Annotated in this window: 26 protein-coding genes and 2 riboswitches; of the genes, 17 read left to right on the top strand and 9 right to left on the bottom strand. The window is 50.4% G+C overall.

Annotation, left to right across the window (positions count from 1 at the left end; genetic code table 11):
• Positions 1–41 precede the first annotated feature (41 nt).
• A complete protein-coding gene (locus EDM55_RS12810) occupies positions 42–1,955 on the top strand; it encodes a hypothetical protein (RefSeq protein ID WP_122960499.1) in 1,914 nt (637 codons plus the stop codon).
• Positions 1,956–2,004: 49 nt separating this feature from the next.
• Entirely contained in the window at positions 2,005–2,460 is a 456-nt protein-coding gene (locus tag EDM55_RS12805; protein ID WP_092268084.1) for a YlbF/YmcA family competence regulator, read from the top strand.
• 11 nt (positions 2,461–2,471) lie between these two features.
• Here the strand turns inward: EDM55_RS12805 and EDM55_RS12800 are convergent, their stop codons facing one another.
• Positions 2,472–2,789, bottom strand: coding sequence for a hypothetical protein (locus tag EDM55_RS12800; protein ID WP_092268085.1), 318 nt, complete (start codon positions 2,787–2,789; stop codon positions 2,472–2,474).
• Between the two features lie 77 nt (positions 2,790–2,866).
• On the opposite strand from EDM55_RS12800, the gene EDM55_RS12795 reads away from it, so the two are divergent.
• On the top strand, positions 2,867–3,211 hold the full coding sequence (locus tag EDM55_RS12795; protein WP_092268086.1) for a YlbG family protein: 345 nt from the start codon (positions 2,867–2,869) through the stop codon (positions 3,209–3,211).
• A 152-nt stretch (positions 3,212–3,363) separates the two neighbouring features.
• Positions 3,364–4,128 carry a 5-oxoprolinase subunit PxpA gene (locus EDM55_RS12790; protein ID WP_092268087.1) on the top strand — a complete coding sequence of 255 codons (765 nt, stop codon included), beginning with the start codon at positions 3,364–3,366 and terminating at the stop codon, positions 4,126–4,128.
• 43 nt (positions 4,129–4,171) lie between these two features.
• Here the strand turns inward: EDM55_RS12790 and EDM55_RS12785 are convergent, their stop codons facing one another.
• The 3 genes from EDM55_RS12785 to modA are packed head-to-tail and all read right to left on the bottom strand — an operon-like array spanning position 4,172 to position 6,381.
• Positions 4,172–4,822 (bottom strand): sulfate/molybdate ABC transporter ATP-binding protein, encoded by a 651-nt coding sequence (locus tag EDM55_RS12785; RefSeq protein WP_122960498.1) that lies wholly within the window; start codon positions 4,820–4,822, stop codon positions 4,172–4,174.
• Between the two features lie 14 nt (positions 4,823–4,836).
• Positions 4,837–5,523 (bottom strand): molybdate ABC transporter permease subunit, encoded by a 687-nt coding sequence (modB, locus tag EDM55_RS12780; RefSeq protein WP_092268089.1) that lies wholly within the window; start codon positions 5,521–5,523, stop codon positions 4,837–4,839.
• Positions 5,524–5,547: 24 nt separating this feature from the next.
• A complete protein-coding gene (gene modA / locus EDM55_RS12775; protein ID WP_092268090.1) occupies positions 5,548–6,381 on the bottom strand; it encodes a molybdate ABC transporter substrate-binding protein in 834 nt (277 codons plus the stop codon).
• Positions 6,382–6,529: 148 nt separating this feature from the next.
• Here modA and EDM55_RS12770 point away from each other — a divergent pair, with 148 nt between their 5' ends.
• The 6 genes from EDM55_RS12770 (at position 6,530) to EDM55_RS12745 (ending at position 11,797) form a co-directional block, all read left to right on the top strand.
• Positions 6,530–7,489, top strand: a complete 960-nt coding sequence (locus EDM55_RS12770) for a substrate-binding domain-containing protein (RefSeq protein ID WP_092268091.1) — start codon at positions 6,530–6,532, stop codon at positions 7,487–7,489.
• A 176-nt stretch (positions 7,490–7,665) separates the two neighbouring features.
• Positions 7,666–9,534: a stalk domain-containing protein gene (locus EDM55_RS12765; RefSeq protein WP_092268092.1), complete on the top strand. Its 1,869-nt coding sequence runs from the start codon at positions 7,666–7,668 to the stop codon at positions 9,532–9,534.
• A 3-nt stretch (positions 9,535–9,537) separates the two neighbouring features.
• Complete coding sequence (locus EDM55_RS12760) at positions 9,538–10,059, top strand: shikimate kinase (RefSeq protein WP_092268093.1); 522 nt, start codon at positions 9,538–9,540, stop codon at positions 10,057–10,059.
• Between the two features lie 62 nt (positions 10,060–10,121).
• Positions 10,122–10,283 (top strand): YqzE family protein, encoded by a 162-nt coding sequence (locus EDM55_RS12755; protein ID WP_092268094.1) that lies wholly within the window; start codon positions 10,122–10,124, stop codon positions 10,281–10,283.
• A gap of 33 nt (positions 10,284–10,316) precedes the next feature.
• Positions 10,317–10,571 carry a YkuS family protein gene (locus EDM55_RS12750; protein WP_092268095.1) on the top strand — a complete coding sequence of 85 codons (255 nt, stop codon included), beginning with the start codon at positions 10,317–10,319 and terminating at the stop codon, positions 10,569–10,571.
• 290 nt (positions 10,572–10,861) lie between these two features.
• On the top strand, positions 10,862–11,797 hold the full coding sequence (locus EDM55_RS12745; RefSeq protein ID WP_122960497.1) for a cation diffusion facilitator family transporter: 936 nt from the start codon (positions 10,862–10,864) through the stop codon (positions 11,795–11,797).
• Positions 11,798–11,863: 66 nt separating this feature from the next.
• On the opposite strand, the gene EDM55_RS12740 is transcribed toward EDM55_RS12745, so the two are convergent.
• From EDM55_RS12740 to EDM55_RS12730, 3 genes are all read right to left on the bottom strand, one after another.
• On the bottom strand, positions 11,864–12,724 hold the full coding sequence (locus EDM55_RS12740; protein ID WP_122960496.1) for a hypothetical protein: 861 nt from the start codon (positions 12,722–12,724) through the stop codon (positions 11,864–11,866).
• Positions 12,725–12,834: 110 nt separating this feature from the next.
• Positions 12,835–13,932, bottom strand: a complete 1,098-nt coding sequence (locus EDM55_RS12735) for a YqhG family protein (protein WP_122960495.1) — start codon at positions 13,930–13,932, stop codon at positions 12,835–12,837.
• 20 nt (positions 13,933–13,952) lie between these two features.
• Positions 13,953–15,671 (bottom strand): DEAD/DEAH box helicase, encoded by a 1,719-nt coding sequence (locus EDM55_RS12730; protein WP_092268099.1) that lies wholly within the window; start codon positions 15,669–15,671, stop codon positions 13,953–13,955.
• 219 nt (positions 15,672–15,890) lie between these two features.
• Positions 15,891–15,985: riboswitch (glycine riboswitch) on the top strand.
• Positions 15,986–16,101, top strand: a riboswitch (glycine riboswitch). It abuts the riboswitch before it with no gap.
• A 240-nt stretch (positions 16,102–16,341) separates the two neighbouring features.
• Between EDM55_RS12730 and gcvT the strand changes: the two genes are divergently transcribed.
• From gcvT to murG, 4 genes are all read left to right on the top strand, one after another.
• Positions 16,342–17,445, top strand: a complete 1,104-nt coding sequence (gene gcvT / locus EDM55_RS12725; protein WP_092268100.1) for a glycine cleavage system aminomethyltransferase GcvT — start codon at positions 16,342–16,344, stop codon at positions 17,443–17,445.
• 40 nt (positions 17,446–17,485) lie between these two features.
• Entirely contained in the window at positions 17,486–18,838 is a 1,353-nt protein-coding gene (gene gcvPA, locus EDM55_RS12720) for an aminomethyl-transferring glycine dehydrogenase subunit GcvPA (protein ID WP_092268101.1), read from the top strand.
• A complete protein-coding gene (gcvPB, locus tag EDM55_RS12715; protein WP_092268102.1) occupies positions 18,831–20,300 on the top strand; it encodes an aminomethyl-transferring glycine dehydrogenase subunit GcvPB in 1,470 nt (489 codons plus the stop codon). Before gcvPA ends, gcvPB begins: the two co-directional genes overlap by 8 nt.
• A 90-nt stretch (positions 20,301–20,390) precedes the next feature.
• On the top strand, positions 20,391–21,458 hold the full coding sequence (gene murG, locus EDM55_RS12710) for an undecaprenyldiphospho-muramoylpentapeptide beta-N-acetylglucosaminyltransferase (RefSeq protein ID WP_092268103.1): 1,068 nt from the start codon (positions 20,391–20,393) through the stop codon (positions 21,456–21,458).
• Positions 21,459–21,629: 171 nt separating this feature from the next.
• On the opposite strand, the gene EDM55_RS12705 is transcribed toward murG, so the two are convergent.
• The gene (locus EDM55_RS12705) at positions 21,630–22,055 is read right to left on the bottom strand and encodes an ASCH domain-containing protein (RefSeq protein ID WP_092268213.1); all 426 of its coding nucleotides are present in this window, start codon (positions 22,053–22,055) and stop codon (positions 21,630–21,632) included.
• A 590-nt stretch (positions 22,056–22,645) separates the two neighbouring features.
• Between EDM55_RS12705 and lipM the strand changes: the two genes are divergently transcribed.
• Positions 22,646–23,476 carry an octanoyltransferase LipM gene (gene lipM / locus EDM55_RS12700; RefSeq protein WP_092268104.1) on the top strand — a complete coding sequence of 277 codons (831 nt, stop codon included), beginning with the start codon at positions 22,646–22,648 and terminating at the stop codon, positions 23,474–23,476.
• A gap of 66 nt (positions 23,477–23,542) precedes the next feature.
• Here lipM and dat read toward each other — a convergent pair whose 3' ends face one another.
• The gene (dat, locus tag EDM55_RS12695; RefSeq protein ID WP_122960494.1) at positions 23,543–24,394 is read right to left on the bottom strand and encodes a D-amino-acid transaminase; all 852 of its coding nucleotides are present in this window, start codon (positions 24,392–24,394) and stop codon (positions 23,543–23,545) included.
• Between the two features lie 151 nt (positions 24,395–24,545).
• On the opposite strand from dat, the gene EDM55_RS30260 reads away from it, so the two are divergent.
• On the top strand, positions 24,546–24,701 hold the full coding sequence (locus EDM55_RS30260; protein WP_170184311.1) for a hypothetical protein: 156 nt from the start codon (positions 24,546–24,548) through the stop codon (positions 24,699–24,701).
• 114 nt (positions 24,702–24,815) lie between these two features.
• A complete protein-coding gene (locus EDM55_RS12690; protein ID WP_122960493.1) occupies positions 24,816–26,168 on the top strand; it encodes a M28 family peptidase in 1,353 nt (450 codons plus the stop codon).
• Positions 26,169–26,235 lie beyond the last annotated feature (67 nt).

Below are 26,235 nucleotides of genomic sequence, written 5' to 3'. Positions count from 1 at the left end.
GTGGATATCCTTTTGAAAATGATAAAGAAGAGGTGACAGTCGTGCGAGTCCAGGATTCGCTGGAATATTTGTCCGAAACAACTCGGCAAGCAATCATGGTGGAGCAGACGAAACGCTTTGGTGCCGCTGATGATCAAAATCTGTCCACTCGGCTGCAAGACCCGCAATTTCTGCGGTGCGTGTGGGAGCAGGCCAGTGACATCGAACGAAACGTGATGAAGCGATTTGTCATCGCATCAACCAGAGGCTTTTTTAGCAAACGCGCTTGGGAGCGAGAAGCTGCCTCTGACCAAAGACAATTAACCGTCGGCTTGACTAGGCTGAGACGGCTGGGATTGGTTATGACCGTCCGCAAAATGTGGAGCGAGATCGGTTATCTCATGCCGCAAGAGATTCGGGAGCAAATAACAAGCTTCATGCTCGCGGAACCTTCGAGGGCGTTCGTTACTCTTTCAAAAACGCTCCCTTATTATATAACGGGTGGACGGGGCATACATCTGGATCTTTTTGGGCTCCTGCTTTTCATTCGCGACAACCAGGTACCCGTTACACAAAAAGGCACCATTCATCGCAGGATGTCGGTACGCATGGCAGGAATCATTTCCCTTTCGGACGAGCATTGTGCGGGCTTGACGCTGGCCCCTTTGGATCAAGAAGAAAGAGAAGGGCTGGCATTAACCGTCGCATTGGACATAGCGATTCGCCTTGGTTTCATCCACGTTCAAAACAAGCACCTCTCCATACGTCCGCAAGAGGTCCGGCGCTGGATGGCACAGTCGTCTCCTGACCGCTGGAAGGGGTTGTATGAGCAGGTGGCAGCCCAGTATTTGCCACATGGCGACTGGTGGGAGGCTTTTTCCCTTCTCATGAGACAAGCCCCGCTTGATCAGTGGTGTTCCTTGGCGGAGCAAATGCACATACTAAAGGAAGCGGGTTTTTCTATGCCCGCTGACGCAGAACAGCTCATTGCATCCAAATGGCTACACCTGCTTCTGGGGATGGGATGGATTCAGCTAGGGAGCGACAGTGAGAATCAATTGTACTGGCGCTGGATCAGTCTGCCTCATTTGACAGCAGAAGAAGGGTGGTTCATCGATGCGACAGGCTCGATCACGATCCCTCCCCTCGTACCGCTGCTGCATGTGTGGGAAATCAGTCGGTTTTGCACCATTCATTTTGATGGTCCGATGATCCGGGGGGAGATCCAAGCGAAAGAGGTGCAAGCGTATCTCGCCTCTGGGAAAACCGAAGAGCAAATCATCGACTTTTTGCGTGCAGGATGTGTTCATCCGCTGCCAGAAGCACTTGTGGAGACGATCAGCCATTGGGCAAAGACGGCACGTCAGATTCAGATGGAGCCGTATTATCGGGTTCGAACCGCCCACGCAGGGTTTCTCGAAGAGTGGAAGGAAATCGCTGACTTTCAACCATTTTTGTCGCAGATCATTTCTCCAACCGACTTTCTGATCGCACTTTCCCAGAAATCTCAGCTTGTGGAGCTGCTCCGTGAGTATGGCTACGAGCCTCAAGTGCTTTCGCAAACGCCAGATTTCTTCGAGACTGCTGATCAAACGGCAGAGGGAGCAAATGCGCCCGCAGGCTGGTTCGTGGTGGAGCGTCCGTGGGATGGATACGCGGTAGAGAACACTTTTCCCGACCCATTAGAAGGGATGGGGGAGGTGGCAGCTCTTCCAAAAATGTGGACGCAGCATTTCCAATCGTACCATCCGCAATCGATGCGGGACTTGTTAAAACGAGCAAGCGAATTACAGCTTGAGGTCGAGATTGGGCGGGCGGGCAAGGACAAGCTGCGAGGATTGCCAACCGAAGTGCGGATTGAGATGGGGTACTGGACTGTGCTGCTTGCGGGCGAAGGTGGCAAACAGCGCTATCGCCTGGACGATATTGAGCGAGTGCGCATTGTAGTGCCCGATTATCTGTACGAAGGGGTATGATCGTGGTACAATCGAGGTGTAGTTACCTTGAGAAAGGAGGTCTCGCCAAATGGAAACATTGGAAGCAGCGGACATGACACAGCTGCTGATGGAGTCACATGAACTGTCCACAATGATCAACCAGTCGCGCGAGGTCTCGGACTATCTGTCGGCCAAAAGGCAAATGGAGGCAGATGTGGAGGCGCAGCGGTTGTTGGCGCTTTTTGAAAAGAAGAAAGAGCAGTACGAGGATGTTCAAAGATTCGGGAAGTACCATCCCGACTACAACCATATATCCAAAGAAGTTCGCGAGCTGAAGCGTACCATCGAGCTGCTGGATTCCGTACAAGCATTCAAACGGGCGGAAGACTCCCTGGATGAACTGCTTTACCAAGTGAGCCGCACGATAGCAAATGCCGTATCGGGTACGATCAAGGTTCCGAGCAACAATCCGTTTCTCGAAGCACAGAGCAGCGGCTGCGGAACAGGAGGAAGCTGCGGCTGCAGCGTGAAAAAGCCATCCTGAACCGCATCGTACTAGCGATTTTCTCTTAGCAAAAAGCAGTCCTCACAAAGGTTTCCGCAGCAAAATTGCTTCTCGCTTGGAACGAGAAAACGGAAACGATACACGTGATGGCGGTCATCTGAGCGTACGTAGATGCACTCAGGTTTCAACTTTGTACCAGTAGTCAGGCGCTCTCCTGTTTCCATCAGCCGTGTAGTCAGGCTCGTGGCGGGGAGCGCGCTGCTTACATAAAAGAAGCGCTGGCCGGCGTGCGTGCGCCAGTTGTAAGACGTGATGGTTCCTTCTTGGAGAAGCGTTTTTTCAAATTGCTGATAAAACGTAGCCAGCATTATCGACCACGATTCCTTTCATCGGAAGCTTTCAAGGTCATTATACCACGATTTGGGAAGGAGACCGACGCCAAGACATGAGAGAGCGACGTCTGGGGGTTGCCGTGTGGGTGAAGAACACGCGTGCCGCCAAAAATTTACGTAAATTTGGCACCATTCACTACATCTCCAAGCGGTTGAATTACGTTTCGATGTACGTTGATGCCAAGCTCATCGACGAAACGATCCGCACCATGGAGAAATTACATTTCGTCACAAAAATCGAGCGGTCCCATCGCCATGAGATTCCGGTTGAGTACAATAACGCCAGACCGGATAAGGCGAAGGAGTACGATTACAAGCAAGAGAAAAGCCAATTGCTGGCTCTGGCTGAGACGCTCTCCACAGAAGAAGGGAATCAACCGACAGCAGTTTCTTCCTAAAAACCGACACGAGCTGCCAGTTTTCGGTAGCTTTTTTCCTTTTGCTTACACCTAGAACATGGTATTCTTAGAAGAGGAAATCCATAAGAAGGAAGTATGAATCCGTTTTCATGGAATAAAGAATAGCGGTGGAAAGGTGGGGGAGTACCTTCATGATACATCTAGATATTAACTGTGACTTGGCCGAGGGCTTTAGCAGAGGGCGACAATTTGAGGATTTGGGCATTATGAAGTGGATCACCTCCGTCAATATCGCGTGTGGTATGCACGCTGGTGACCCACATATCATTTGCCGAACGATCGAAGCAGCGCTTAGGCATGATGTGAAAATTGGGGCGCATCCTGGCTATCCGGATGTTCAAGGATTTGGGCGCCGTTCCATGAATCTATCGGTGAACGAGGTTTATGAACTGGTTTTGTATCAGGTCGCAGCTCTTTCAGGCATGACTCGAGCTCTCGGAGGAGAATTGCATCATGTGAAATTGCATGGTGCGCTTTATAACGAGGCTGCAGAAAGACCTGAGTTGGCAGAGGCTGTCGTACAGGCAGTTGCTGACATCGACGAGGATCTGATTCTGTATGCCTTGTCAGGCAGCAAGCTGGTGGAGGCAGGCTTGGAGCATGGCCTTCAGGTAGCCGAGGAAGTGTTTGCAGAGCGTGCTTATCTGCCGAACGGTCGGCTTGCCCCTCGCGAGCTGGAGGGCAGTGTGCTGATCAGTAAAGAGGAAAGAATGGAGCAGACGCGTCAGCTGGTTCTCAACCAAAGAGTGCAGACGGTAGATGGCCAGCAGATCGATCTGGCTGCAGATACACTTTGTGTCCATCACGAAAGCTCGGATGTCCTGCAGTTTCTAGTCGAGCTGCATCGCTGGGCAAAGCAGAACGAGGTCATCATCGAACCAATTCATGCCCGATAGGCACAAAGCTGAAAAGAAAAGCCATGCATGTGACATCCCCCGGTTAACGGGACAAGGATGTCGCAGCATGGCTTTCTTTGATTCGTCCGTTCTCGATAAACAAAATCACGTCCGCAAGCTTTTCGGCTTCTTCGCGATCGTGGGTGACAAGTAAAAAAGGAATATTCCACATTCGATGCAAACGAAGCAGCTCATCCTGGCACTGCTTGCGTGTGTCTGAATCTAGGGCGGAGAGCGGCTCATCGAGAAGCAAAATTTCAGGCTCGGTAGCCAATGCCCGCACCAGGGCGACACGCTGCTTCTGCCCCCCGGAGAGCTGATGGGGGTACTTGTCCAGCAGGTGATCGATGCCGACAGTCGAGAGCAAGGCTTCGAGAGCAAGCTCATGGCCTGGCTTCATCCCGTAGCGAATATTTCGGTCGACGGTCATGTGAGGAAAGAGCGCGTAGTCCTGAAACAGGTAGCCGATTTTTCGTTTTTGTACGGGCATGGGCTTCTTTCCCTGCTCGAAATAATGTTGATCCCCAAGGGTAATTTCTCCGGCATCCGGATGTATGAGGCCGGCGATGGTGCTCAGGATAGTTGTTTTCCCGGAGCCGGATGGGCCGAATAGAGCCACAATTTCCTGGTTCACTGAGAACGAGACGTCCAGCAAAAAATCCGGAAGCTGCTTCTGGATCGAAACCTTCAACATGGAGACCACCTTCCTCATTTGTGATGGGCATACCGACGGAGATTTCGCTTACTCCACCAGTTCAGCCAGAAAGTCGTACCCATTCCCAGTGATACGATGATGACGACCCAGAACATCGCTTTTTCCATTTGGCCTGCTTCGACGGCGAAGTAAATCGCAACAGGAATGGTATCCGTTTTCCCGGGGATGTAGCCTGCGAGCATGAGCGTAGCCCCGAATTCTCCCAAGCCACGTGCAAAGGAAAGGACAAACCCTGCCAAAAGCCCGGGCCATGCGAGAGGGAAGGAAACGGTCCAGAACAGACGCCATTCAGACGACCCAAGAGTTCGGGCGGCATCCTCCAAGCGGCGGTCGATACTGGTAAAAGCAGCAACAGCGCTTTGATACATCAAAGGAAAAGAGACGACGATGGAGGCAATCACTGCCCCTGTCAGGGTAAAGACAATTTGGATTCCAAACCATTCATGTAACAGCTTTCCGAAAAATCCGTATTTGCCAAACAGAATCAAGAGGCCGAACCCCACGACAGTTGGTGGGAGAACCAGCGGGAGTAAAAAGAAAGACTCCAGCAGGTTCTTTCCAAAAAAATCCCGCTGGGTCATGATTCGGGCAAGCAGTAAGCCGATGACAAAAACAAGGGAGGTGGAAAGCGCGGCTACTTTTAAAGAGAGGATCAAGGGTGTGAAATTGGTTTCGATCAACGCTGGCCACCTCCATTCCGTCTATTATTGGAAACCGTATTTTTTTAAGATCTCTTTTCCTTTATCAGAAGTCAAGTAGGAAAGGAAAGTTTTTGCTGCATCTGCATGCTCAGAAGCGGCGACAACGGCACCTGGATACACGATCGGTTTGTGCCATTCGGATTTTGCGGTAGCCAATACTTTCACGTTTTTGGAGATGAGAGCATCACTGGCATACACGATTCCCACTTCAGCGTTACCAGACTCTACAAAGGTCAACACTTGGCGTACATCGCTGCCGTAGACGAGCCGATCCTTGACGCTGTCGCCGATTTTCAGGGTGTCCATGACTTCTTTTGCATAGCGGCCTGCTGGAACGGTTTCCGGTTCGCCAACAGCAATATGCTTCAGGGAAGCATCAGTCAGCTTTTCAAAGGAATCGATGGTAACGGAGCTAGACGCACCGGTGATGAGGACCAGCTCATTTTTGGTGAAGTCTTGACGGGTATCTTTGGTAATCAACTGCTTTTCTTCCAAGCCATTCATGTCCTTGGCACTTGCTGACAAGAATACGTCAGAAGGAGCACCTTGTCCGATTTGCTGCGCTAATTTGCCCGAGCTTCCAAAGTTATAGGAAACAGTGATGCCAGGATTATCTGCTTCGAAGGTGGATTTCAACTCATTGAGAGCATCGGTCAAGCTGGCAGCGGCGGAAACCAAGATCTCTGCTTTTTCGGTTGGCGCTGCAGGAGCTGCAGGTGATTCCGATGCGGATGTGGCAGGGGCAGGCTGAGCTGCCTGAGGTGCTGCAGGAGTGCCGGAGCACGCAGTGAGCAAAAGGCCCAGAGAAGTACATAATGCGAGTAATTGCTTTTTCATGAAGAAAACCCTCCGTAATTATATTTGGTTATAATTAAATATAACTTGATATAATTAGATTATATTAGGTTGTATTCGATAATCAATTGCTATTTTACGAAAAGTAAAAGAAAATGAAAGGTAGGAATAAGGAAATAGGGGGTCAGCCATGAGCAGTGAAAATTCATATACGACAGAGGAAATCGCCAAGCTGTTGCGGATCTCTAAGCTGACCGTGTACGACTTGATAAAAAAGGGAGACTTGCCTGCATACCGGGTTGGACGGCAGATGCGAGTAGATGCAAGCGATCTGGAAGCATATAAAGCAAAGGCCAAGGGAGAGTACAAGCAGCAGCCAGCACCTTCTGCTGCTGTGGCTGGAACACAAGTGGCAGAACCCGCTTTGGTAAAAGCAGGAGCGGTCCGGGACATTATCATCAGCGGTCAGGATGTCAGCCTCGACATGCTGGCCAGTCACTTGCGAAGCCGCGATCAAGCCTATCGACCTCTTCGCTCCTATGTAGGAAGTATAAACAGTCTCATCGCGATGTACGCAGGACAAGCTGACATTGTAAGCACACACCTGTTTGATGGAGAAACGGGCGAATATAACATTCCGCACGTGAGGAGCATCCTTTCCGGTCACCGGTACATGATCGTCAATCTGCTGTCGAGATGGGCTGGCTTTTACGTGCATCCAGGGAACCCGAAAGCGATACAGACCTGGGCAGACTTGCGTAAAGCAGGTATCCAGATGGTCAATAGAGAGAAAGGCTCAGGTGCGCGTACACTGATCGAAGAGGAGTTTCGCCTGCACAAGATCAAGGGCAGCGAAGTAATGGGCTACGAGCGGGAGGAAGCCAATCATCTCGCTGTGGCAGGCACCGTCGCACGGATGGAAGCCGATGTAGGCATAGGCATTGAGCGGGCAGCCGCCATGGTCGGCGTGGATTTTGTGCCATTGGTCCGCGAGCGATACGATTTGGTGATTCTGAAAAACGAGGAGAACGAGCAGCTGATATCCCGCGTGCTGGAGATATTACGGTCAGAGCTTTTTCAAAAAGAGCTGAGTGCAATCGGAGGGTACGAGCTGACGCATACAGGGAAGATCATGTACGAGACTTGGTAAACCACATGGAGACCGCCGTCCAAGCAAGAGTGCTTGCGGGGAGGCGGCTTTTTCTGTGTTTGGTCGACAAAATAAACCTTTTCTTTACAGAATCTCCCGAATTTCTACTCAGGTTGACAAGGATTTGCTATTATAAAAAAAACGAATGCTTGCCGCCGAGCGATTTGAGGGTTGACATGAAAAAAATTCAACAAACGAGTTTATTGGTTTGCATCACGATTTTAATCCTGTTTGGTTCAGCGGGAATCGTTTTTTACTGGCCTACGATATCTCAGGTGCTGGCAGAAGCGATGAGCAAATCAACAGGAGAAGAACAGATCGGTGCAGATCCGTTTTCCTATGATCCGCCGCTGCCTTCCTATGTAAAAGACCTACATCCGAAATACCACATACAGGCTGAACTGCATACGTCAGACGCAAAAATAGCCGGTAAAATGACTGTGGAGTTCGATAATCCGAAAACCAAGGATATCCGCTTGTTCGTTTATGACTATCTATGGAACCGAATGAGTGTGAAATCGATCCGATATAAGGATAAGCCGCTTGCTTTCGACCGGGAGACAACAGCCATCAAGCTTTCGAACCCGTTTGGAGCAGAGCTGCGTGGGGCGCTTGCGATTGAGTTTGAAAACCCGGTACCGCGTAGAGGGACCCGTTTTGGGGTCAAAGATGACATCTGGACATTGACGACATGGTACCCGATGCTGGGCGCGCAAAACCAGCAAGGAAAATGGTACGATCCTCCCCTGCGCATCGATTATGGTGATCCGTTCATTTATCATTACGCGGATTACGACGTGACCTTCGTCTCGCCTCAAGGCTACAACTGGGTGAGCTCCTGGGGGCGGGGTGTCAGCACTCCGCTGGATGGAAGCAGGCAGCAGGTACGCTATCAGGGGAAAAAGCTGCTGAATTTTGCGTTGGTGGGAAGTCCTCTTTATCACGTGGAAACGATCACGCTCGGTCAAAACCTCTCCGTGGATATCGCCTCAGTGGACAAGGGCAACATCGAGAGGATCAAAACGATTGCCCAGTCGGTATTCCCTACCTACGCGGATTGGTACGGAAATCTGCCGTATCCACATGTAGCCATTGCCGAGACGAGCACGGGGACTACATACGCGATGGAGTATGCCAATATGGCCATTTTCAAGCGAGATATGTACCAGCGAAATCTAATCGATCATTGGCTGCCGCATGAGATCGCCCATCTGTGGTGGTACAACAGCGTGGCTACGCTGGAAGCAACACACGGCTGGCTTGACGAGGGCCTGGTAGAGGTCAGCGTGACGCATTATTTGCAAAACCGCTACGGGAACCAAGCGGCTACCTCCCTGCTGGACGAGTATGCGAGTGACTCTCAGCGTTTGGGGCAGCGCTATCCGGGTGGAAAGCTGGACAAGCCGCTGCAGAAGTTTGCTACAGAAGAAGAATTTCACTGGACGTGGTACTCGCGGGGAGCACTGCTCTTTGACCACTTGAGACGTCAGATCGGCGACGAAGCTTATAAACAATTTTTGCATAAGGTGCAGCAAAATTATCATGGCAGTGTCATTGGTGCTGAGCATCTCGACCAGGCATTAGGACAAGCCTTGCGAGGCGAAGCGGTATATTTCCGTAAATATACGCAGGCTCTCAATACAACAGCGTTTGGGCCGGTACAATTCGAGCCATATGTGACTACCTTTATTAACGGAATGAGCTTTTATCCGTCCATCCCCGCAAGAGTGACGAATCAAACGGCCTACATTCCTTTGCGGGAAGTGGGGGAACGTATGGGGCTTTCGGTGGAATGGTCCAAAGAGAAGCAGATGATTGAGGTATCCGGAAATGGGCGTGTAGTCTACCTCAAAGAAGGCGACTCTTTTGCATGGGTAGCAGGTAAGCGGGTAGATCTGGGTAAGCCCATCCGTTCGATCAAAGAGCGTACGATGGTTCCTATGGCGTTCTTCCGATTGGCGATGGATTTTGAAAGCGTGTATGACGCGCAGGAAAGAACGGTAAAAATTGTGACGCGCAAGGCATCCGGAAAGGCGGGAGAATAAACCATGAAAAACGTGGTGCTGGTTGGATTTATGGGAACGGGCAAGACAACCGTAGGAGCGGCGTTGTCAGAGGCGCTAGGAATGACTCAAATCGACCTGGACGAAGAGATCGTGAGAAGAGAAGGCAAAAGCATCCCTGCTTTGTTCGCTGAACAGGGGGAACCGTACTTCCGGGATGCTGAAAGCAAGTATTTGGCCGATTTGCTGGAGCATGGTCCTTGCATCCTGACCACCGGGGGAGGAGTCGTTCTTCGTCCGCAAAACGTCGAGGTCATGGTCCAAAAGGGCTTGGTCGTGGCTCTGTCCGCATCCGAGGAAGAGCTGATCAAGCGGTTGGAAAACGATACAGGCCGTCCGTTGCTGGCAGGAGGAGTGGCACAGCGCGTGCGTACGCTGCTTGCAGAGCGTGCTGGCGCTTATGACTTCGCACCGATCCAGATAGACACGACGGGGAAAAGCCTGACCGCGATCGTAGAGGAAATAAAGGGGCTTTTGGTTGAAAACGAAACAGGCGGGGAAGACTAGGAATGAAGCGCTCCGCCGCAGGGAAGACGGCGTGAATCCGCACGACAAAGGAGGCACGTACCATGTCTTTTCAGGAGTATTTAAAATTTCTGACCAGATTGTTTGTCCAGTACATGGAAACCCCGAAAGATGAACGGCGTCAGCGGAAGATGCCGCGGGAATCCTGGTCGTCCCGCTGGTTTGGGGCGATCCCCATGTCGATAAAGCTGTTATGGCGTAAATAACCCCATACCTGGAAACGTGGACGGAGGATGCATATGGCGAGAGTCGCAGTAGAACAATCTCTATCCCAAATCAGCAAGTTGCTGCGGGATAACGGGTATGATGTCGTCGATTTGGGTAACTGGCAGCAGGTTGTAGATGCTGTCGTCATTACAGGACAAGATGTGAATGTGCTAGGTGATGAAAGCAAGACCATTACGGGCGCCCCTGTCATCAATGCGGAAGGTATGACTGCCAGCGAAGTGTTTCATGCCGTTCATGAGCGATTGTCCCCGACAGAGCATCGCTAAAGCAGGGAAAAAGCCGCGACAAAAGACAAGCTCTCCACCGTGGATACGGCAAGGGAGCTTGTTTTATTTTTTGTCTATGACCATTTTCTGTCTATTCAGTTAACGATTTTGTCGATAAAGATTCTCAAAACCACTTGACAGATAATGATTTTCAATATAAAGATCCATAAAATCTTCATTTGTAAAATAAGAAAAAGGCGCATACAATAAAAATAAGTATTTGATTAAAATTATTCTAAATAAGAATCATTCTCTGTAAGACATGAATCATAGAAAGCAGGTGCGCAATTATGTACGATTATCATCATCTTCCTCATGTGAAGGAACAATCCAAATCAAAGAAAACATTGTGGATCACTCTCTTTTTGACACTGTTTTTTACGATCGTAGAGATTGTTGGGGGAATCGCCTCCAATTCACTCGCGCTGCTGTCTGACTCCGCGCATATGATTTCCGATGTGCTGGCGCTGGGCCTCAGTATGCTGGCGATCTATCTGGCTACGCGCGAGCCCGATGCCAAACGTACTTTTGGCTATCTGCGCTTTGAGATCATCGCCTCCTTCCTGAATGGCTTGGCGCTGGCCATCATTGCGATTGGGATTTTGGTAGAGGGCATTCATCGCTTTATTCAACCTCAAAACATTGATTTCAAGCTGATGCTGATCATCTCCACCATCGGTCTTATCGTGAATCTGGTGTTGACACTCGTTTTGTCACGCAGCATGAAAGAGGAAGAAAACTTGAATGTGCAAAGCGCGTTGTGGCATTTTATCGGTGATCTGCTCAGTTCGATTGGAGTCATCATCTCGTCTGTGCTCATTTATTTTACAGGCATGTACTTCTTTGACCCGTTGATCAGTATGGTGATTGCCGTGATCATATTCGTCGGCGGAGCCAAAATAATTCGAGAATCCTTCTTGATCCTGATGGAATCGGTGCCGGAAAAGTTCGACCTCGATGAAATCCGTTCTGAAATCTCCAAGATTGAAGGCGTGGAGGATGTGCATGAATTGCATTTATGGGCCATTTCCACTGACCACTACTCGCTTACTGCCCATGTGTTTATTCACGACAACATTCAGACGTTTTGCGTCATTTTGGCGATTAACGAAATGCTGAAGGAAAAGTACGGGATTGCTCATGCAACGATTCAGGCGGAGCACGCTTCCTTCCATAACCATGGGGAATACGGAAAGCATTTTCTCGAGACACACCCCGCCCATTAACGAGGGGAGGAACCACAAGAAAAAGGATAGAGCAGCTGAGTGAATTCAGTGCTCTATCCTTTTTGTTTACTGTACCGGCATCACTTGAGCAGTCTTGACATGAAACGTGCCGACTTTATGAGCGTACGAGTAAGGGACGAAACGCAATCCTTCATCCCAGACCCCGACATAGGCATTTTGATTGTTCCACAGATGGAGAGAGCCGACAACGAAAGGAGCAAGAACACGAGACTGGTACATCGGTACGGTCAACGTGACTGGCCCTGCCTCTGATTGCTGCTGCCAGAGCTGCGCCAAGCTCACATCTGAAGCGGAATTCAAATCATACACCCAGCTGATCTGATCGAAGGGGCTTGCCTCTTCGGAGCGCAGCACCCTTGCTTGTGTAAGACTCTGACCCTCGGCTGCAAGCTCATCTACGGGTAAGGACCTCATTACTGCTTCATTTGCGGTGAAGTCTGTCGGGTAGGATTCACCCGTTTTCGCATTCACCATTTGTGCGGCGGGATTTTGAGTCAGCAGCCAGTGGGAAGCGAATCCGTCATAGACGGGCTCAGCAGCGATTTCGCGCGGAGCAAAAGCGTCATCGAACAAAATGTACTCGCCTACCCCATATTCCAGCAGAACGAATTTTTCAGCACCCTTCGGGGAGGGCAGCTCGCCGACGACGAGATAGCCGACCTGCTTACCGTTTTGGCTAATGCTGACAAGCCATTGATGTTGACCTGCTCCCAAGGTTTGAACGTCAGTTTTTGCATTTTGCCATTGCTTGAATTGGGCATCGCGGGTTGCGATTGTGTCCATCCACGAGTGAATTTTCGTCTGAAATTGTTTATCCCAGCCGCTTTCCCCTTCTGCATGGGCAGGAGTGAGATACACGAGCAGGGAAAACAGCGTGATAAAGAACGGAACCAAGCGTCTGGTCACTTGCATGCACCACCTTTTGCAAAGGCTTTCTACGTTCCTATTGTAACCAGGTATGCCAAAAAGATTTGTTGCAACTTGTCTTCTCCTTGTCTTCTTTTCTCGCACTTCTTTTACAGAATTCGTCCGGATACGGGGGATTTGGATGTGTTTCTCCCTTTTGGCGTCGAGTTGGACGGAGGGGTAGTCGACAGGTAAAACAGGCCTCCGTTGATAAACTGCACCTCGATTCGCGGCTCGTACTGCCAGGTCAGCTCATCCATGCGACGCTGCCGTTCCTCATCTGGTGTACTTTTTCGCCATTCCTTCTGATTGACTTCTTCTTTAGGGGTTTCATGAATGCCGTTCGCACGTAAAAAGTCGAGGATTCTTCCTCCCGACGCCCGATATTCGTCAAACGTCTGCACTTGTTCGACAGGAGGGGGAGTAGGAGCGGCAGGAGCTTCCACCTCCGGGATTATCTCGACATTTTCCTCCACTTCTTGCTCGTCTTCTTCTTTCTCCGCAGATTCGGGTTCGCGCCGGGCAAGCTCTTCGTAGTAGGCTGAGAGGATCTCTAGCTCTTCCTGCAGACGAGCTTTGGCTTCCATTGCCCAGGTTTGATCCTCTAACTCCAATACATCTGCTACCGTCTTTTCTGCCATGCTGAGTGCCTGAGGAACAGTGATCCGACGGTCCAAGGTGTAAAAGTAGTCCGGGATTGTCGGAGTAAGCGGCAGGCTGAATAAAAACGACGTGAAATCATGGACCACCTGCGGGTTGTGAAGATTGATCCCCAGGTAGAGCAGGATGTCTCGCTTCTTGTCACAGAGGAGAGAGACTTTTAAATTTAGCCCCAGCCAAGGCACGAGCGGCGTCGAGCGGCGCGTTCCTCCCAGCAGCCCGCCTTTTTGTTCATACATGCAAAGAAAACGGCCATGCTTTTGGGTAGAAGCAAAGATCTGCTGCATGCGTGCGGCTCCGAGATGGAGGTATTCTGCCCGCTTCCCCTCAGGAATGCGGTCAGGGTGAAAGGCAAACGTCATCACTAATGGCTGGTAAGCGATATTCATCTTTTCTACCCAGCTCCAATAAAACGGGCGGTTGCCGATATCTTTGTCTACCTCGACGGGGAGCTTGACGGTCAAGTAATCGGGATGGGATTCGACGATATGGGCAGAAAAGGAGGCGAGATAGCGCTCCACAAATTGTCGAACCTGCTCTTGCTGCATAGGAGAACCTCTTTTCGTGTTTATTGGTCTGCGGCTTCGGATAGAGGTGATGAAGTCCGAGCCTGCGTCTGCCGGATGGCACGAATGGCATGTCCCATATTGTCCAGCTTGAGAGCCATTTCTCTGGACGAGCGGGAATCCATGATGATCTGGATGAGATTTTCTTCGAGCGAATGGTTGAGACTGAGACGCTCCACGATGTCATCCAGCTCTCCGATTACCATCTCGAACAAATCGATTTTTTCATAGAGCAGATTTAGGATATGCTCTTCAATTGTACCCACGGTAGACAGATTGTGGATATGGACATCCCGTTTCTGACCGAGTCGATGGACGCGTCCGATCCGCTGCTCGACGCGCATGGGGTTCCAGGGCATATCGTAGTTGATGACCTGGTTGCAAAATTGCAAGTTAATGCCTTCCCCACCTGCTTCCGTAGCGATCAGGACTTGGGCGCGGTTCTGAAACAGGTCGGTCATCCAGTCCTTTTTGCTGCGTTTGAAGCCGCCGCGAAAGGGGACAGAGGTGATGCCATGGTCATGCAAATACTTTTGCAGATAGTTTTGGGTGGCACGGTACTCCGTAAAGATAATTACCTTGTCGTTGATGTCTTGAATCAGCTCGACGGTTTTGGCGGCTTTGGAATGCGTGTCGATCTGCTTGATCATCTCGACGAGCTCCATGATTTGCTCGCGCATCACAGAGTTCTCAGCGGTGCGCTGATGCATATTGTATAAGGTCATGAAGGCCGCTTCCTTGCTGGAACAAACCTCGCGCTGCAAGGTGATCAGCGACAGCGAGTTAAAACCGCCTGCTCCGCCTGTGATGCCGGTATGGTACTGCTCTCGAACGAAGCGGGTTACGCCATCATAGAGGGCCATTTCTTCGGCAGACAGCTGAATGGGCACAGATTGTACGCGGCGGCTGGTGAATTGAATCCCGCCATCGCTTCGCTTGTTGCGGATCATGACCTTTTCGATTTCTTCCCGCAGCTTCTCACTGTTTTTGGATTGGCGTTTGCCTTCGACGTAATTGGAAGAGAACGTCGCGTTATGTCCCAAATGACCAGGTTTGAGCAGATTGATCAGGTTGTACAGCTCGTCCATCTCATTTTGAATCGGCGTTGCGGTCAAAAGCAGGCAGTATTTCTTGCGGATTTCCTTGACGAACTGGTAGTTGCGCGTGCGCTTGTTTTTGAGCTTGTGTGCTTCGTCAATGATCAGCATGTCATAGTCGATATCGAGGACGTGGCGACGATGTGGGTCTCGTTTCGCCGTATCGATGGAAGCCACGACGACATCATGCTGCCGCCACATGTACTCCTTTTTTTGGGCGACAGCGGCGATCCCGAATTTTTGATACAGCTCCTTCGTCCACTGAATCACGAGGGAGGCGGGGACCAGCACCAGGATCTTTTTCGCCAGACCGCGGACCATGTATTCCTTCATAATGAGTCCGGCCTCTATCGTTTTGCCTAATCCTACTTCATCCGCCAAAATGGCACGTCCGCGCATTTCTAGCAGGACTTTCTCCGCCGTTTGGAGCTGATGAGGAAAAGGAGACAAAAGAGGCAGATACTTTAAGGACTGCAGCTGGTCAAACTCGCGCACGGCCATGGCTTCTTCGGCCTCCAGAGCCAGTTTAAACAGCTCCCACTTGTCCCAAGGTCCGTCCTCCTGCATGCGCTCCGCAAGCGGATCGAGCCAGCTGGTGTCGAAGGTAAGAGGAATATTCGGCATACGTATAGCTCCTTTGCATGTCTGTGCCATATCTTACATAACGAGAGGAAAAAATCTTAACGTTTTTATTTTGATAGATCATTTTGTTAAGTATTTCTTAAGATGACTGTGAATTTGCATATTTTCAAGTGCGTACTCTCATGGTAGGATATAGAGGAAGTTCACTTGTTAGTATGGAATCATATGAAAAACTTATGTATGACCACAAATCCAACGCGAATGATAGTAGCAGGGAGAGACTGCCGATCGAGGCAGCGCCGAAGGAGCAAGCCGGTAACGGTGAATCTCTCAGGCAAAAGTACCTCTACTGGACGCAACTCTGGAGAGAGCTCAATTCGGAGCCACCAAAGGGGAAACTTGCAAGCGAGGTGTTCCCCGCCTCGCTTGATATGCAAGGTAACTCTCAGGTACCAAGGACAGAGGAGGAGAAATGGGCACCATTACTTGGTGTACCCATTTTTCCTCCTCTTTTTTTACGTGTAGGAATTTATAAGCGTAATGCTTATGAATTCTGGAGCGCATGGAAACTTTCCGCTAAAACGCGGTCGCTCCTCCATGAGATGGCCTCGACAGAGGTTTTCTTATGCGGAAAAACGTCATTCGTTTTTCCAGCTTGGATGTTATTCGCGGGGAAAAACGCCAACTCAGTTGGCTATCAGGAGGTGCCGATATGTCCACATTAAAAAGAACACCGCTGTTTGATTCTTATGCAAAGTACGGTGGGAAAACTATTGACTTCGGCGGCTGGGAATTGCCTGTTCAGTTTTCCAGCATCGGTCAAGAGCACGAAGCAGTCCGGACAAAGGCTGGTCTGTTCGATGTTTCCCACATGGGAGAAGTGGATGTAAAAGGAGAGAACGCACTCGCCTATCTCCAGCGCGTCACAACCAACGACGTGTCGAAACTGGCGGTTGGTCAGGCACAGTACAGCGTGCTTTGCTACCCGGATGGAGGCACCGTCGACGACCTTCTGGTGTATAAATACGCAGATGATCACTACCTGCTGGTCATTAATGCTGGCAATATTGACAAAGACTACGCTTGGCTGCAAGAGCATCTGATCGAAGGAGTTACGATTGAAAATATCTCTCCTCAAACCGCTCAGCTTGCGATCCAAGGTCCATCGGCAGAAGAGATTTTGCAAAAGCTGACGACGACAGATTTGTCTCAAATCGGCGTGTTCCGCTTTCAATCCGACGTATTGGTCGATGGAGTTCCTGCACTGGTTTCCCGTACCGGGTATACGGGTGAAGACGGCTTTGAAATTTATCTGGCTGCAGACCAAGCAGCAAAGCTCTGGGACACCCTCTTGGCTGCAGGTGCTGAAGAAGGCCTGGTTCCATGCGGTCTCGGCGCTCGTGATACTTTGCGCTTCGAGGCAAAGCTCCCTCTCTACGGACAAGAGCTGAGCCAAACGATTACTCCGATCGAAGCGGGTATCGGCTTCGCGGTGAAGGTCGACAAAGAAGTGCCGTTTATCGGCCAAGAAGTATTAAAAGCGCAAAAAGAAAACGGTGCTCCGCGCAAGCTGGTCGGCATCGAAATGATCGACCGCGGTATCCCGCGTACGCACTATCCGGTTTATGCTGGGGAAGAGCTGATCGGAGAAGTAACGACAGGAACACAATCGCCGACTTTGAAAAAGAATGTGGGTCTGGCGCTGATCAAAACAGAGCATGCTGCTCTGGGAACGACACTCGAAGTGGAAATTCGCGGAAAACGACTGAAAGCGCAAGTGGTTGCCGCTCCTTTCTATAAACGTCCGAAAAACTAATGGCAATGCCCATTTCCCATACTAAAGGAGGACTACGTTCGTGAAATACCGCTACCTGCCACAAACTGATCAGGACAAGCGCGAAATGCTGGAAACACTCGGCATTTCCAGCATAGAAGAACTGTTTTCTGACATCCCAGAGGAAGTGCGCTTCAAAGGTGCGCTCCAAATCCCGGAAGCACTCTCTGAGCCAGAGCTGGTCAAGTACTTTACCGGCCTGTCCAATAAAAACGTCAACTTCAGCACACACGTAAACTTCCTGGGTGCCGGAGTTTATCAGCACTATACGCCAAGCACAGTCAACCACATGCTGCTTCGCGGGGAATTTTTCACCGCGTATACACCGTACCAGCCGGAAATCAGCCAAGGCGAGCTGCAAGCGATTTTTGAATTCCAAACCATGGTTTGCGAGCTGACAGGCATGGAAGTAGCGAACTCCTCCATGTATGATGGCGCCACTTCTTTGGCAGAAGCTGCCATGATGGCTGCTGGACATACTGGCAAAAAGCGCGTAATCGTCTCTCGCGCCGTACATCCAGAAGCACGCGGCGTTCTGAAAACGTACGCGTACGGCCAAAACGTTGAGTTGGTTGAAGTTGGCATCAACAGTGACGGCGTGACGGATCCACAAGCGCTGGAAGCTCTGATCAACGACAGCACAGCAGCTGTGATTGTCCAATACCCGAACTTCTTCGGCAACGTAGAGGATCTGTCTGCGATCGAATCCATCGCACATGGAAACGGCGCACTCCTGATCACTTCCTCCAACCCACTTGCTTTGGGCGTGCTGGAGGCTCCAGGAAAGCTGGGCGCAGACATCGTTGTAGGCGACATGCAGCCATTCGGGATTCCGGCTTCTTTTGGCGGACCACACTGCGGTTATTTTGCAACCACTACCAAGCTGATGCGTAAAATGCCAGGTCGTATCGTCGGTCAAACGAAAGATGAAAATGGCAAGCGCGGCTTCGTACTAACGCTGCAAGCTCGTGAACAGCACATCCGTCGTGAAAAAGCGACTTCGAATATTTGCTCCAACCAGGCGCTGCTCGCTTTGGCAGCTTCCATCACCATGACGGCACTCGGCAAGCAGGGTGTTCAGGAAATGGCGATGATGAACCTGCAAAAAGCGCACTATGCCAAACAAGCCCTGCAAGCAAAAGGGCTGGAAGTTGTTTTCGCTTCGCCGTTCTTCAACGAATTTGCCGTGAAGCTGTCCAAACCAGTAGCAGAAGTAAACAAAAACCTGCTTGCTGCAGGCATCATCGGTGGCTACGATCTGGGACTGGATTATCCAGAGTTTGCGGACCATATGCTCCTGGCGGTAACAGAACTGAGAACGAAAGAAGAAATTGACCAACTGGCGCAGGAACTGGAGGCGATCACCCGTGCATAAAAACCAGGAGAAAGCACTGATTTTTGAAATGAGCAAACCAGGCCGTGTGGGTTACAATCTGCCTGAATTGGATGTGCCTGAGGTAGAGGTAGCCAGCCTGCTGCCGAAGCATCTCATCCGGGAAACACCTGCGGAGCTGCCGGAAGTATCCGAGCTGCAGCTCGTTCGTCACTACACCGAGCTGTCCCGTCGCAACCACGGGGTAGACAACGGCTTCTATCCGCTCGGCTCCTGCACCATGAAATACAATCCGAAAATCAATGAAGATATTGCCCGTTATCCTGGCTTTGCTCAGACGCATCCTTACCAACCGGAAGAGACGGTACAGGGCGCACTGGAGCTGCTCTACAACCTCCAGGAAGAGCTGGCTGAAATCACGGGCATGGATAAAGTGACTCTGCAGCCAGCAGCTGGTGCCGCAGGGGAATGGACAGGTTTGATGATGATTCGTGCTTACCACGAGAGCCGTGGGGAAGGACATCGTACAAAAGTCATCGTACCGAACTCTGCGCACGGTACCAACCCAGCTTCTGCAGCTGTTGCGGGTCTCGATACAGTAACGATCCCGTCGAATGAGCGCGGCTTGGTAGACATTCAAGCGCTGCGTGATGCAGTTGGGTCGGATACCGCTGCCCTGATGCTGACCAATCCAAACACGCTTGGTCTGTTTGAAGAAGATATCGTGGAAATGGCACAAATCGTGCACGAAGCAGGTGGACTCCTGTATTATGACGGAGCCAATGCAAATGCGATCTTGGGTATTGCCAGACCAGGGGATATGGGCTTTGACGTGGTGCATCTCAACTTGCACAAAACCTTTACGGGTCCTCACGGCGGTGGCGGACCGGGTGCAGGTCCTGTCGGGGTCAAAAAAGTACTCGAGCCATTCCTGCCAACTCCAATCGTGGAGAAAAAAGAAGATGGCACATTCTACTGGGACAGCAACCGTCCACAATCTATCGGCCGCGTAAAAGGCTACAACGGAAACTTCGGTATTCTGGTTCGCGCGTACAGCTACATTCGTACGATGGGTCCAGAAGGCTTGCTGCAGGTATCCCAAAACGCAGTGCTGAACGCGAACTACATGATGCGCCGCCTGGCTACGGCTTACCATCTGCCGTTTGATCAGGTTTGCAAGCACGAATTCGTCTTGTCTGGCGTGATTCAAAAGAAACTGGGTGTTCGTACACTCGATATTGCAAAACGTCTCTTGGACTTTGGCTACCATCCACCAACAATCTACTTCCCGTTGATCGTCGACGAGTGCCTGATGATCGAGCCAACCGAGACCGAAACCAAAGAAACACTGGATGAGTTCATTGACGCTATGCTGCAGATTGCCCGTGAGTGCGAAGAAACTCCGGAACTCGTACAGGAAGCGCCACACACCACTGTGGTAAAACGACTGGACGAAGCAACAGCTGCCCGCAAACCGATCCTGCGCTACCAGCCGCAAGCTTAATAGCCAAGAGGAGCGAACAACCGCCTGATCATTTGGGCGGTTTTTCTTTCCATTTGGCGATGTTATGATGTGGGGTATGGGGGTGTCGGGATGAAAAAGCGAATTGTCTTTACCGGCGGTGGTTCTGCAGGACATGTGACCGTCAATCTTGCGTTGATTCCCCATTTTCTCGAATCTGGCTGGGAGGTTGCCTATATTGGCTCCACAAGCGGAATAGAGAAGGAACTGGTAGCCGGGCTGGCAGGAGTTCAGTACGTCGGGATTTCCACCGGGAAGCTGCGGCGTTATTTTGACTGGAAAAATGTCACGGATCCGATGCGTGTCGCCAAAGGAATCGGGGAGGCCTTTCTCTTTTTGCGAAGGTGGAAGCCGGACGTGATCTTTTCAAAGGGGGGCTTCGTTTCGGTGCCGGTGGTACTAGGGGCGTGGATGAACCGATTGCCTGTGGTCATACACGAATCGGATCTGACCCCAGGGCTCGCCAACCGATTGTCCGTGCCGTTCGCGAGCAAGGTTTGTGTGACCTTTCCAGAAACGGTCCAGCATCTGCCCCAAGCAAAAGGAGTGCATGTAGGAGCTGTGATCCGCGATGAGCTCTTGAAGGGCTCTCGGGAGCATGGTATCTCCTACTGCGGTTTTACTCCCAAAATGCCGATTCTGCTTGTGATGGGAGGTAGCTTGGGCGCACGACGCATCAATGAAGTCATTCGCTCTCAGCTGTCTGCTCTCCTGGAGAGCTATCAGGTTGTTCATATCTGCGGCAAAGGTCAATGTGATGATTCCATTAAAAGGGCAGGCTATCGCCAATACGAATATGTCAAAGAGGAGCTTCCTGATCTCTTGGCTATGGCCGACATGGTCGTATCCCGGGCTGGCTCCAATGCTATTTTTGAATACTTGGCATTGCGAAAGCCGATGCTCCTCATTCCTTTGCCCAAAGCTGCCAGCCGCGGGGATCAGATAGTAAATGCGCGGTCGTTTGAAAAAAGAGGCTTTTGCGAGGTTCTGCTGGAGGAGGAGCTGACAGAATCCACGTTTCTTGCAGCACTGAAAAAGCTGGAGGAAAATCGGTTCCAGCTAATGAACCGGATGAAGGAAGACCCTCACACCGATTCTTTGGTGAAGGTCATCGCTTTGCTTGAGCAAACAGCAGGGTAAAGGTGTTAAAAGAAAATAAACCATTAGACTGAAAAATAAAGAATTTAATTTCAACGAACATATGTAACCGTTCTATACGTGTTGTGGTGAAAAAAGATCTAAAAACTGAATAGCACCCAAATAATTAAGTCAGTGTAATTTATTCTGCAGATAAGTTTTATCTAAAAATTGTTATAAATTATATTCCCATAGCCCTAGTTTTCCTTTCGCTGGAATAAACTCATCCAGTATCTGCATGTCCTGAACTTCCCAAGCAAAACCTCCCACTTGAAAGTCACCTAAAAAATAGTCATTACCTGATACAATTCTTCCATCCTCCAGGATTGAACTCGTCTGGTTGTTTTCAGTCACCATCAAACAATTTTCCAGCCTGCATACCGCAATGATCATGCCAGTTGGAAGGTTCTCTTTTGTGTACCCATGCTTTCCAAGCAACGCCTGGATTGCTACATGGTTGCAGACAGCCTTATCTATTTTTTTACTTGTGTGAATCGCCAATGGCCCTCGATAATTCGTTCTCCATGTCCTTGTTTCATATTTGGCCTCACGAAGGACAAAAAGACTTGCCCAAGGCTGAATCATTGATAAAACCTTCATTTTAACGGCCTCCAACCGATAAAAGTTTACTTTGTTTATAGAGTTTCCCTGCAGAAAAATTTTATCAGCATAGACATTGAAGAAACATCCATTTCTCATTATGGGAAACCACATTGTTTTGCTGTTTCATTATCTTGTGCTTCATATAAATAAACACAAACAAAAACGGAATATAACAATAAAGAAAATAGAATGCAATTTTTAATTAGATGTCATCTTTTTCGTTAGATAAATTAATTAATGCAACCTTATTATCATTTTCCTTGATTTGCAGAATCGCATACCCTTTAACAACGGCGGGTTCATGATCTGATCCTCGTAACTCGAACAGTTGTCTTGGCGCGTACTCTGTAGGTACGCGCCATTATATTGAATCGATATAGGCGGCTTGACATACTTTGTTACGCTAGCGGGGTTTGATAGCGGAATAAACACAAAATGAGGCTGCCGATTATAAACCGGCGGCCTTCGATAAACTAAGCCAGTCTAACACTTTATTATCCGTCAACAAAAGGAAGCCCACAGAGGTATTGCCGATTCCCCCGGCAGAAGGCTACAATGTATGCGTAGTGATGAGGGAGGTACATAGAATGGAACAGTGGCGTTATATCGTGACGGAAGCGATGTCTCCCGCGATGAATATGGCAGTGGATGAAGCGATTTTGCAGTTGCACAGTGAAGGCAAAGTACCGCCAACTGTCCGTTTTTACACATGGAAGCCAGCCACGCTGTCGATTGGCTATTTTCAAAAGGCAGTCAAGGAAATCAACATGGAGGCTTTGCATGAGAGCGGTTTGGGGTTTGTGCGCAGGGCGACAGGGGGACGTGCGGTTCTGCACGATAAAGAGCTCACCTACAGTGTGATCGTGTCCGAGGACCATCCCAAGATGCCTTCCAGCGTGACAGAAGCCTACAAAATCATAAGTCTTGGGCTGCTGCACGGTTTTCAAAATCTGGGACTGAAGGCAGAGATGGTGTCGCTCGCCAGTGAAGAAGAAAAAGAGAAGTACAGCTCTCCTGGCTCGTCTGCTTGCTTTGACTCTCCTTCCTGGTATGAGCTCGTGGTAGAAGGGAAAAAAGTAGCAGGCAGTGCGCAGACTAGACAAAAAGGCGTCATCCTCCAGCATGGCTCCATCCTGTTGGACATGGACGTAGAGCTGTTGTTCTCCCTGTTGAACTTCCCGTCTGAGCGAGTCAAGGAAAGAATGATGGACAGCTTCCGCCAGAAAGCAGTCACGATCAACGAAGTGAGCCCGCGTCCGATCGGCTTGCAGGAAGCGATCGCAGCATTTGGGCCGGGCTTTGCATCTGGTTTGGAAGTAGAGCTCGTGTCAACGGAGCTGACCGCAGAAGAGCTGGCGCTGGCAGAAGAGCTGGCCCGCACGCGATATTCGACTGATGAATGGAATTTGCGACGCTAGCATTACCCGCACCAGAACAAAAGAAGCTCCCGAGGCCATCGAGATGACCAAGGGAGCTTTTGCTGTTTAGACTAGTACGCTCTCGTTGATGTGCTGCTCAAACAGGTCTTGCAGCTTCAGGGAAAGGGGGCCAACTGCGCCGGTTCCCACGGGCTGTCCGTCTACAGACACCAACGGCATGATTTCAGCAGTAGTGCTGGTCAAGAACACTTCGTCAGCTTGCTTCAGGAAGTCTGTGGTAAAGGCTTCCTCGTGAACAGGAATGCCATTTTCCTTTGCGAGGTCGATGACGACTTGGCGCGTGATACCGTGCAGGATCATGTTATCTGCCTGATGAGTGTAGAGAGCGCCATTTTTAACCGCAAAAACATTCGCGGAGCTGCATTCGGTCACGATACCGTTCCGGTGCAGGATCGAATCCTGAGCGCCCGCGTCCTTTGCGTACTGTTTCACGAGAACAGCACCCAAGAGGTTCAGTGTTTTGATATCGCAGCGAAGCCAGCGGATATCCTCGATCAATTGCGCAGTCATTCCCTTTTTCATATCTGCCAGAGGGCGTGCTTTCGGACGGGCAAAAGCCATGAGGATAGGCTCAGTCTTTTCTGGTATATCGTGAACGCGATGGGAAATGCCGCGAGAGACTTGCAGATAGAGAGTTGCATCCACATCTTTCGTGATGTTGTTTTTCTCCAGCAGCTGCTGGGCGAGCGTGCTCAGCTCATCAGCAGTCCAAGGCAGCTCCATTTTGATCTCCCGTGCACTTCTGAACAAGCGGGTGAGGTGAGCATCCCATTGATACATCTTGCCTTTGTAGATCCGCACTACCTCGTAAATCCCGTCTCCAAAGTTGTAACCTCGATCCTCTGGATGAACGGCTACTTCCCCTTCTTCTACCCATTTTCCACCTACATACAGCATGGTGAGTCCTCCTTCGGTCAGTTCAAGAATAATGATGACAGGAATGAATTGCTAGAACAATCTGCAATTGCCCTACTTACGAACAATTGGTTGCTAACCCTTCCAGCGCTTTTATGACTCAACCTTAGCAAATCGACACAGGAGGGTCAATTTGAAAGTAGCGAAAAGGCTATCAATTATTTCGTCAGAAAAAGCCGTGTCTATAAAGAAATATAATGCTGTCGGAACGCCTCCTGAAAAAGCAAGAATCGACGGTATTTCTGATTCGACATCGGTCGGAAGGAAGAATAGGGGGAAGGAAAACTAAAGCTGTCGTCCGCTGGCGTGGGATGAAGGTATTTGACTAACTATTCTGACTAGACGCTGTTTGCAGCAACGGCTCATAATAAAAAGGCAAAGAGGACGTAAGGAGGGAACTGCCGTGCGACCGTTACGAAATTACTCGCTGACTGCCTTGCTAGCCAGTGGGCTGCTACTGCTGCCGTTGCCCTTCTTCACAGAGGCAAATGCCCAATCGGTACCTGAATGGATCGATGCAGATACGCTATACGAGCATGTGGAAAAATTGTCGCGTACACCGCGGCCACCTGCTACGGAGTCCGAGTTTGCAGCAGCTGTTTATGTAGAGAATCAGCTTCGTGCATACGGCTATGAAACCGACTTGCAGCCTTTTTACTACTACACCTATCGCCAGCCATCCAGTCTAACCCTCTCTGTGGAGGGATGGAAGGGCTCTGCGTGGGATGTGCGCAGCTTTACATACGGTCCGAACGGGACAGGAACAGGAGAGCTGGTAGACAGCGGCTTTGGAACGGCTGCTGACTTTCAGGATGGGAAAGCAAGAGGAAAAATTGCGTTGGTAAAAAGAGGGCAGACGACATTCGGGGAAAAAGTGCGACAGGCAGCTGCTGCCGGTGCTGTGGCAGTCATCATCTGGAACGATCGAGATGACAATCGGAAGGCAACTCTTGGAGAACCGCTTGATATGTCTGTTCCCGTGGTTTCCCTATCAAAAGAGCAGGGGGGCAGATTGCAGGAGGCGCTAATAAAGGGAACGCTCAAAGGAACCGTAAAGGTAGACGGTGGATTAACGACCAGGCAAACCTCGTACAATCTCGTGGCATCTCGAAAGCCGAGCCAGGCAGGAACAGGACAGACCGTGCTTGTGACAGCTCATCATGACAGTGCAGCGAAATCGCCAGGTGCCAACAACGGGGCTTCCGGTGTTGCAGCCTTACTGGAGGTAGCGAGGATGCTAGCGGAGCGACCGATCGATACGGAGGTGCGCCTGGTGAGCTTTGGCTCGACCTCGACAGGGGAGAGAGGACCAGCTGCATATGTAGAATCCCTCTCGGATGCCGATAGACGGAAAACCATCGCCGCTTTTTGTCTGGATGCTGTCGGGAGCAGGGAGGCGGGAAATCTCACGGTAACCGATGAGCAAGGAACGAAAAATTTGCCTGTCTCCCTGTCAGAGAGCAGCGGTGCCGTATTCTCTACGGTTTGGAATGATCGGGGGGAGAAAACAGGTGATCATCTGGCTCTCACAGATGCAGGCATACCGGCAGCCCTTCTCACGAGAGCACCCGCAGATACATGGCGGGATCAACCAGAGGACACAGTAGAAAAGATCGACCGTGAGCGTCTCGCAGAGGCTGTTCATGTTGTGTTTTCCGCGGTGACCCAAATAACTGACTTTGCATCACCTGCCTACAGGGAAAATGCTGACGGCAGTCAAAGTGGGAAATCAATGGAATCCGAATCAACGCAATAGCAAAGAGAGTGAAAAAGCGTCCTTGAAAAGGGCGCTATTTTTATTGGCTCGAACGAGAGAGCGTGTG

Source organism: Brevibacillus centrosporus (assembly GCF_003710815.1).
Taxonomy (GTDB): Bacteria; Bacillota; Bacilli; order Brevibacillales; family Brevibacillaceae; genus Brevibacillus; species Brevibacillus centrosporus.
This window is presented reverse-complemented; position numbering and strand designations above follow the sequence as displayed.

Coding starts and splice junctions, on each gene's coding strand:
- EDM55_RS12805 (WP_092268084.1), top strand. CDS start 2,005: ATGGAAACATTGGAAGCAGCGGACATGACACAGCTGCTGATGGAGTCA.
- EDM55_RS12800 (WP_092268085.1), bottom strand. CDS start 2,789: ATGCTGGCTACGTTTTATCAGCAATTTGAAAAAACGCTTCTCCAAGAA.
- EDM55_RS12795 (WP_092268086.1), top strand. CDS start 2,867: ATGAGAGAGCGACGTCTGGGGGTTGCCGTGTGGGTGAAGAACACGCGT.
- EDM55_RS12790 (WP_092268087.1), top strand. CDS start 3,364: ATGATACATCTAGATATTAACTGTGACTTGGCCGAGGGCTTTAGCAGA.
- EDM55_RS12785 (WP_122960498.1), bottom strand. CDS start 4,822: ATGTTGAAGGTTTCGATCCAGAAGCAGCTTCCGGATTTTTTGCTGGAC.
- modA (WP_092268090.1), bottom strand. CDS start 6,381: ATGAAAAAGCAATTACTCGCATTATGTACTTCTCTGGGCCTTTTGCTC.
- EDM55_RS12770 (WP_092268091.1), top strand. CDS start 6,530: ATGAGCAGTGAAAATTCATATACGACAGAGGAAATCGCCAAGCTGTTG.
- EDM55_RS12765 (WP_092268092.1), top strand. CDS start 7,666: ATGAAAAAAATTCAACAAACGAGTTTATTGGTTTGCATCACGATTTTA.
- EDM55_RS12760 (WP_092268093.1), top strand. CDS start 9,538: ATGAAAAACGTGGTGCTGGTTGGATTTATGGGAACGGGCAAGACAACC.
- EDM55_RS12755 (WP_092268094.1), top strand. CDS start 10,122: ATGTCTTTTCAGGAGTATTTAAAATTTCTGACCAGATTGTTTGTCCAG.
- EDM55_RS12750 (WP_092268095.1), top strand. CDS start 10,317: ATGGCGAGAGTCGCAGTAGAACAATCTCTATCCCAAATCAGCAAGTTG.
- EDM55_RS12745 (WP_122960497.1), top strand. CDS start 10,862: ATGTACGATTATCATCATCTTCCTCATGTGAAGGAACAATCCAAATCA.
- EDM55_RS12735 (WP_122960495.1), bottom strand. CDS start 13,932: ATGCAGCAAGAGCAGGTTCGACAATTTGTGGAGCGCTATCTCGCCTCC.
- EDM55_RS12730 (WP_092268099.1), bottom strand. CDS start 15,671: ATGCCGAATATTCCTCTTACCTTCGACACCAGCTGGCTCGATCCGCTT.
- gcvT (WP_092268100.1), top strand. CDS start 16,342: ATGTCCACATTAAAAAGAACACCGCTGTTTGATTCTTATGCAAAGTAC.
- murG (WP_092268103.1), top strand. CDS start 20,391: ATGAAAAAGCGAATTGTCTTTACCGGCGGTGGTTCTGCAGGACATGTG.
- EDM55_RS12705 (WP_092268213.1), bottom strand. CDS start 22,055: ATGAAGGTTTTATCAATGATTCAGCCTTGGGCAAGTCTTTTTGTCCTT.
- lipM (WP_092268104.1), top strand. CDS start 22,646: ATGGAACAGTGGCGTTATATCGTGACGGAAGCGATGTCTCCCGCGATG.
- dat (WP_122960494.1), bottom strand. CDS start 24,394: ATGCTGTATGTAGGTGGAAAATGGGTAGAAGAAGGGGAAGTAGCCGTT.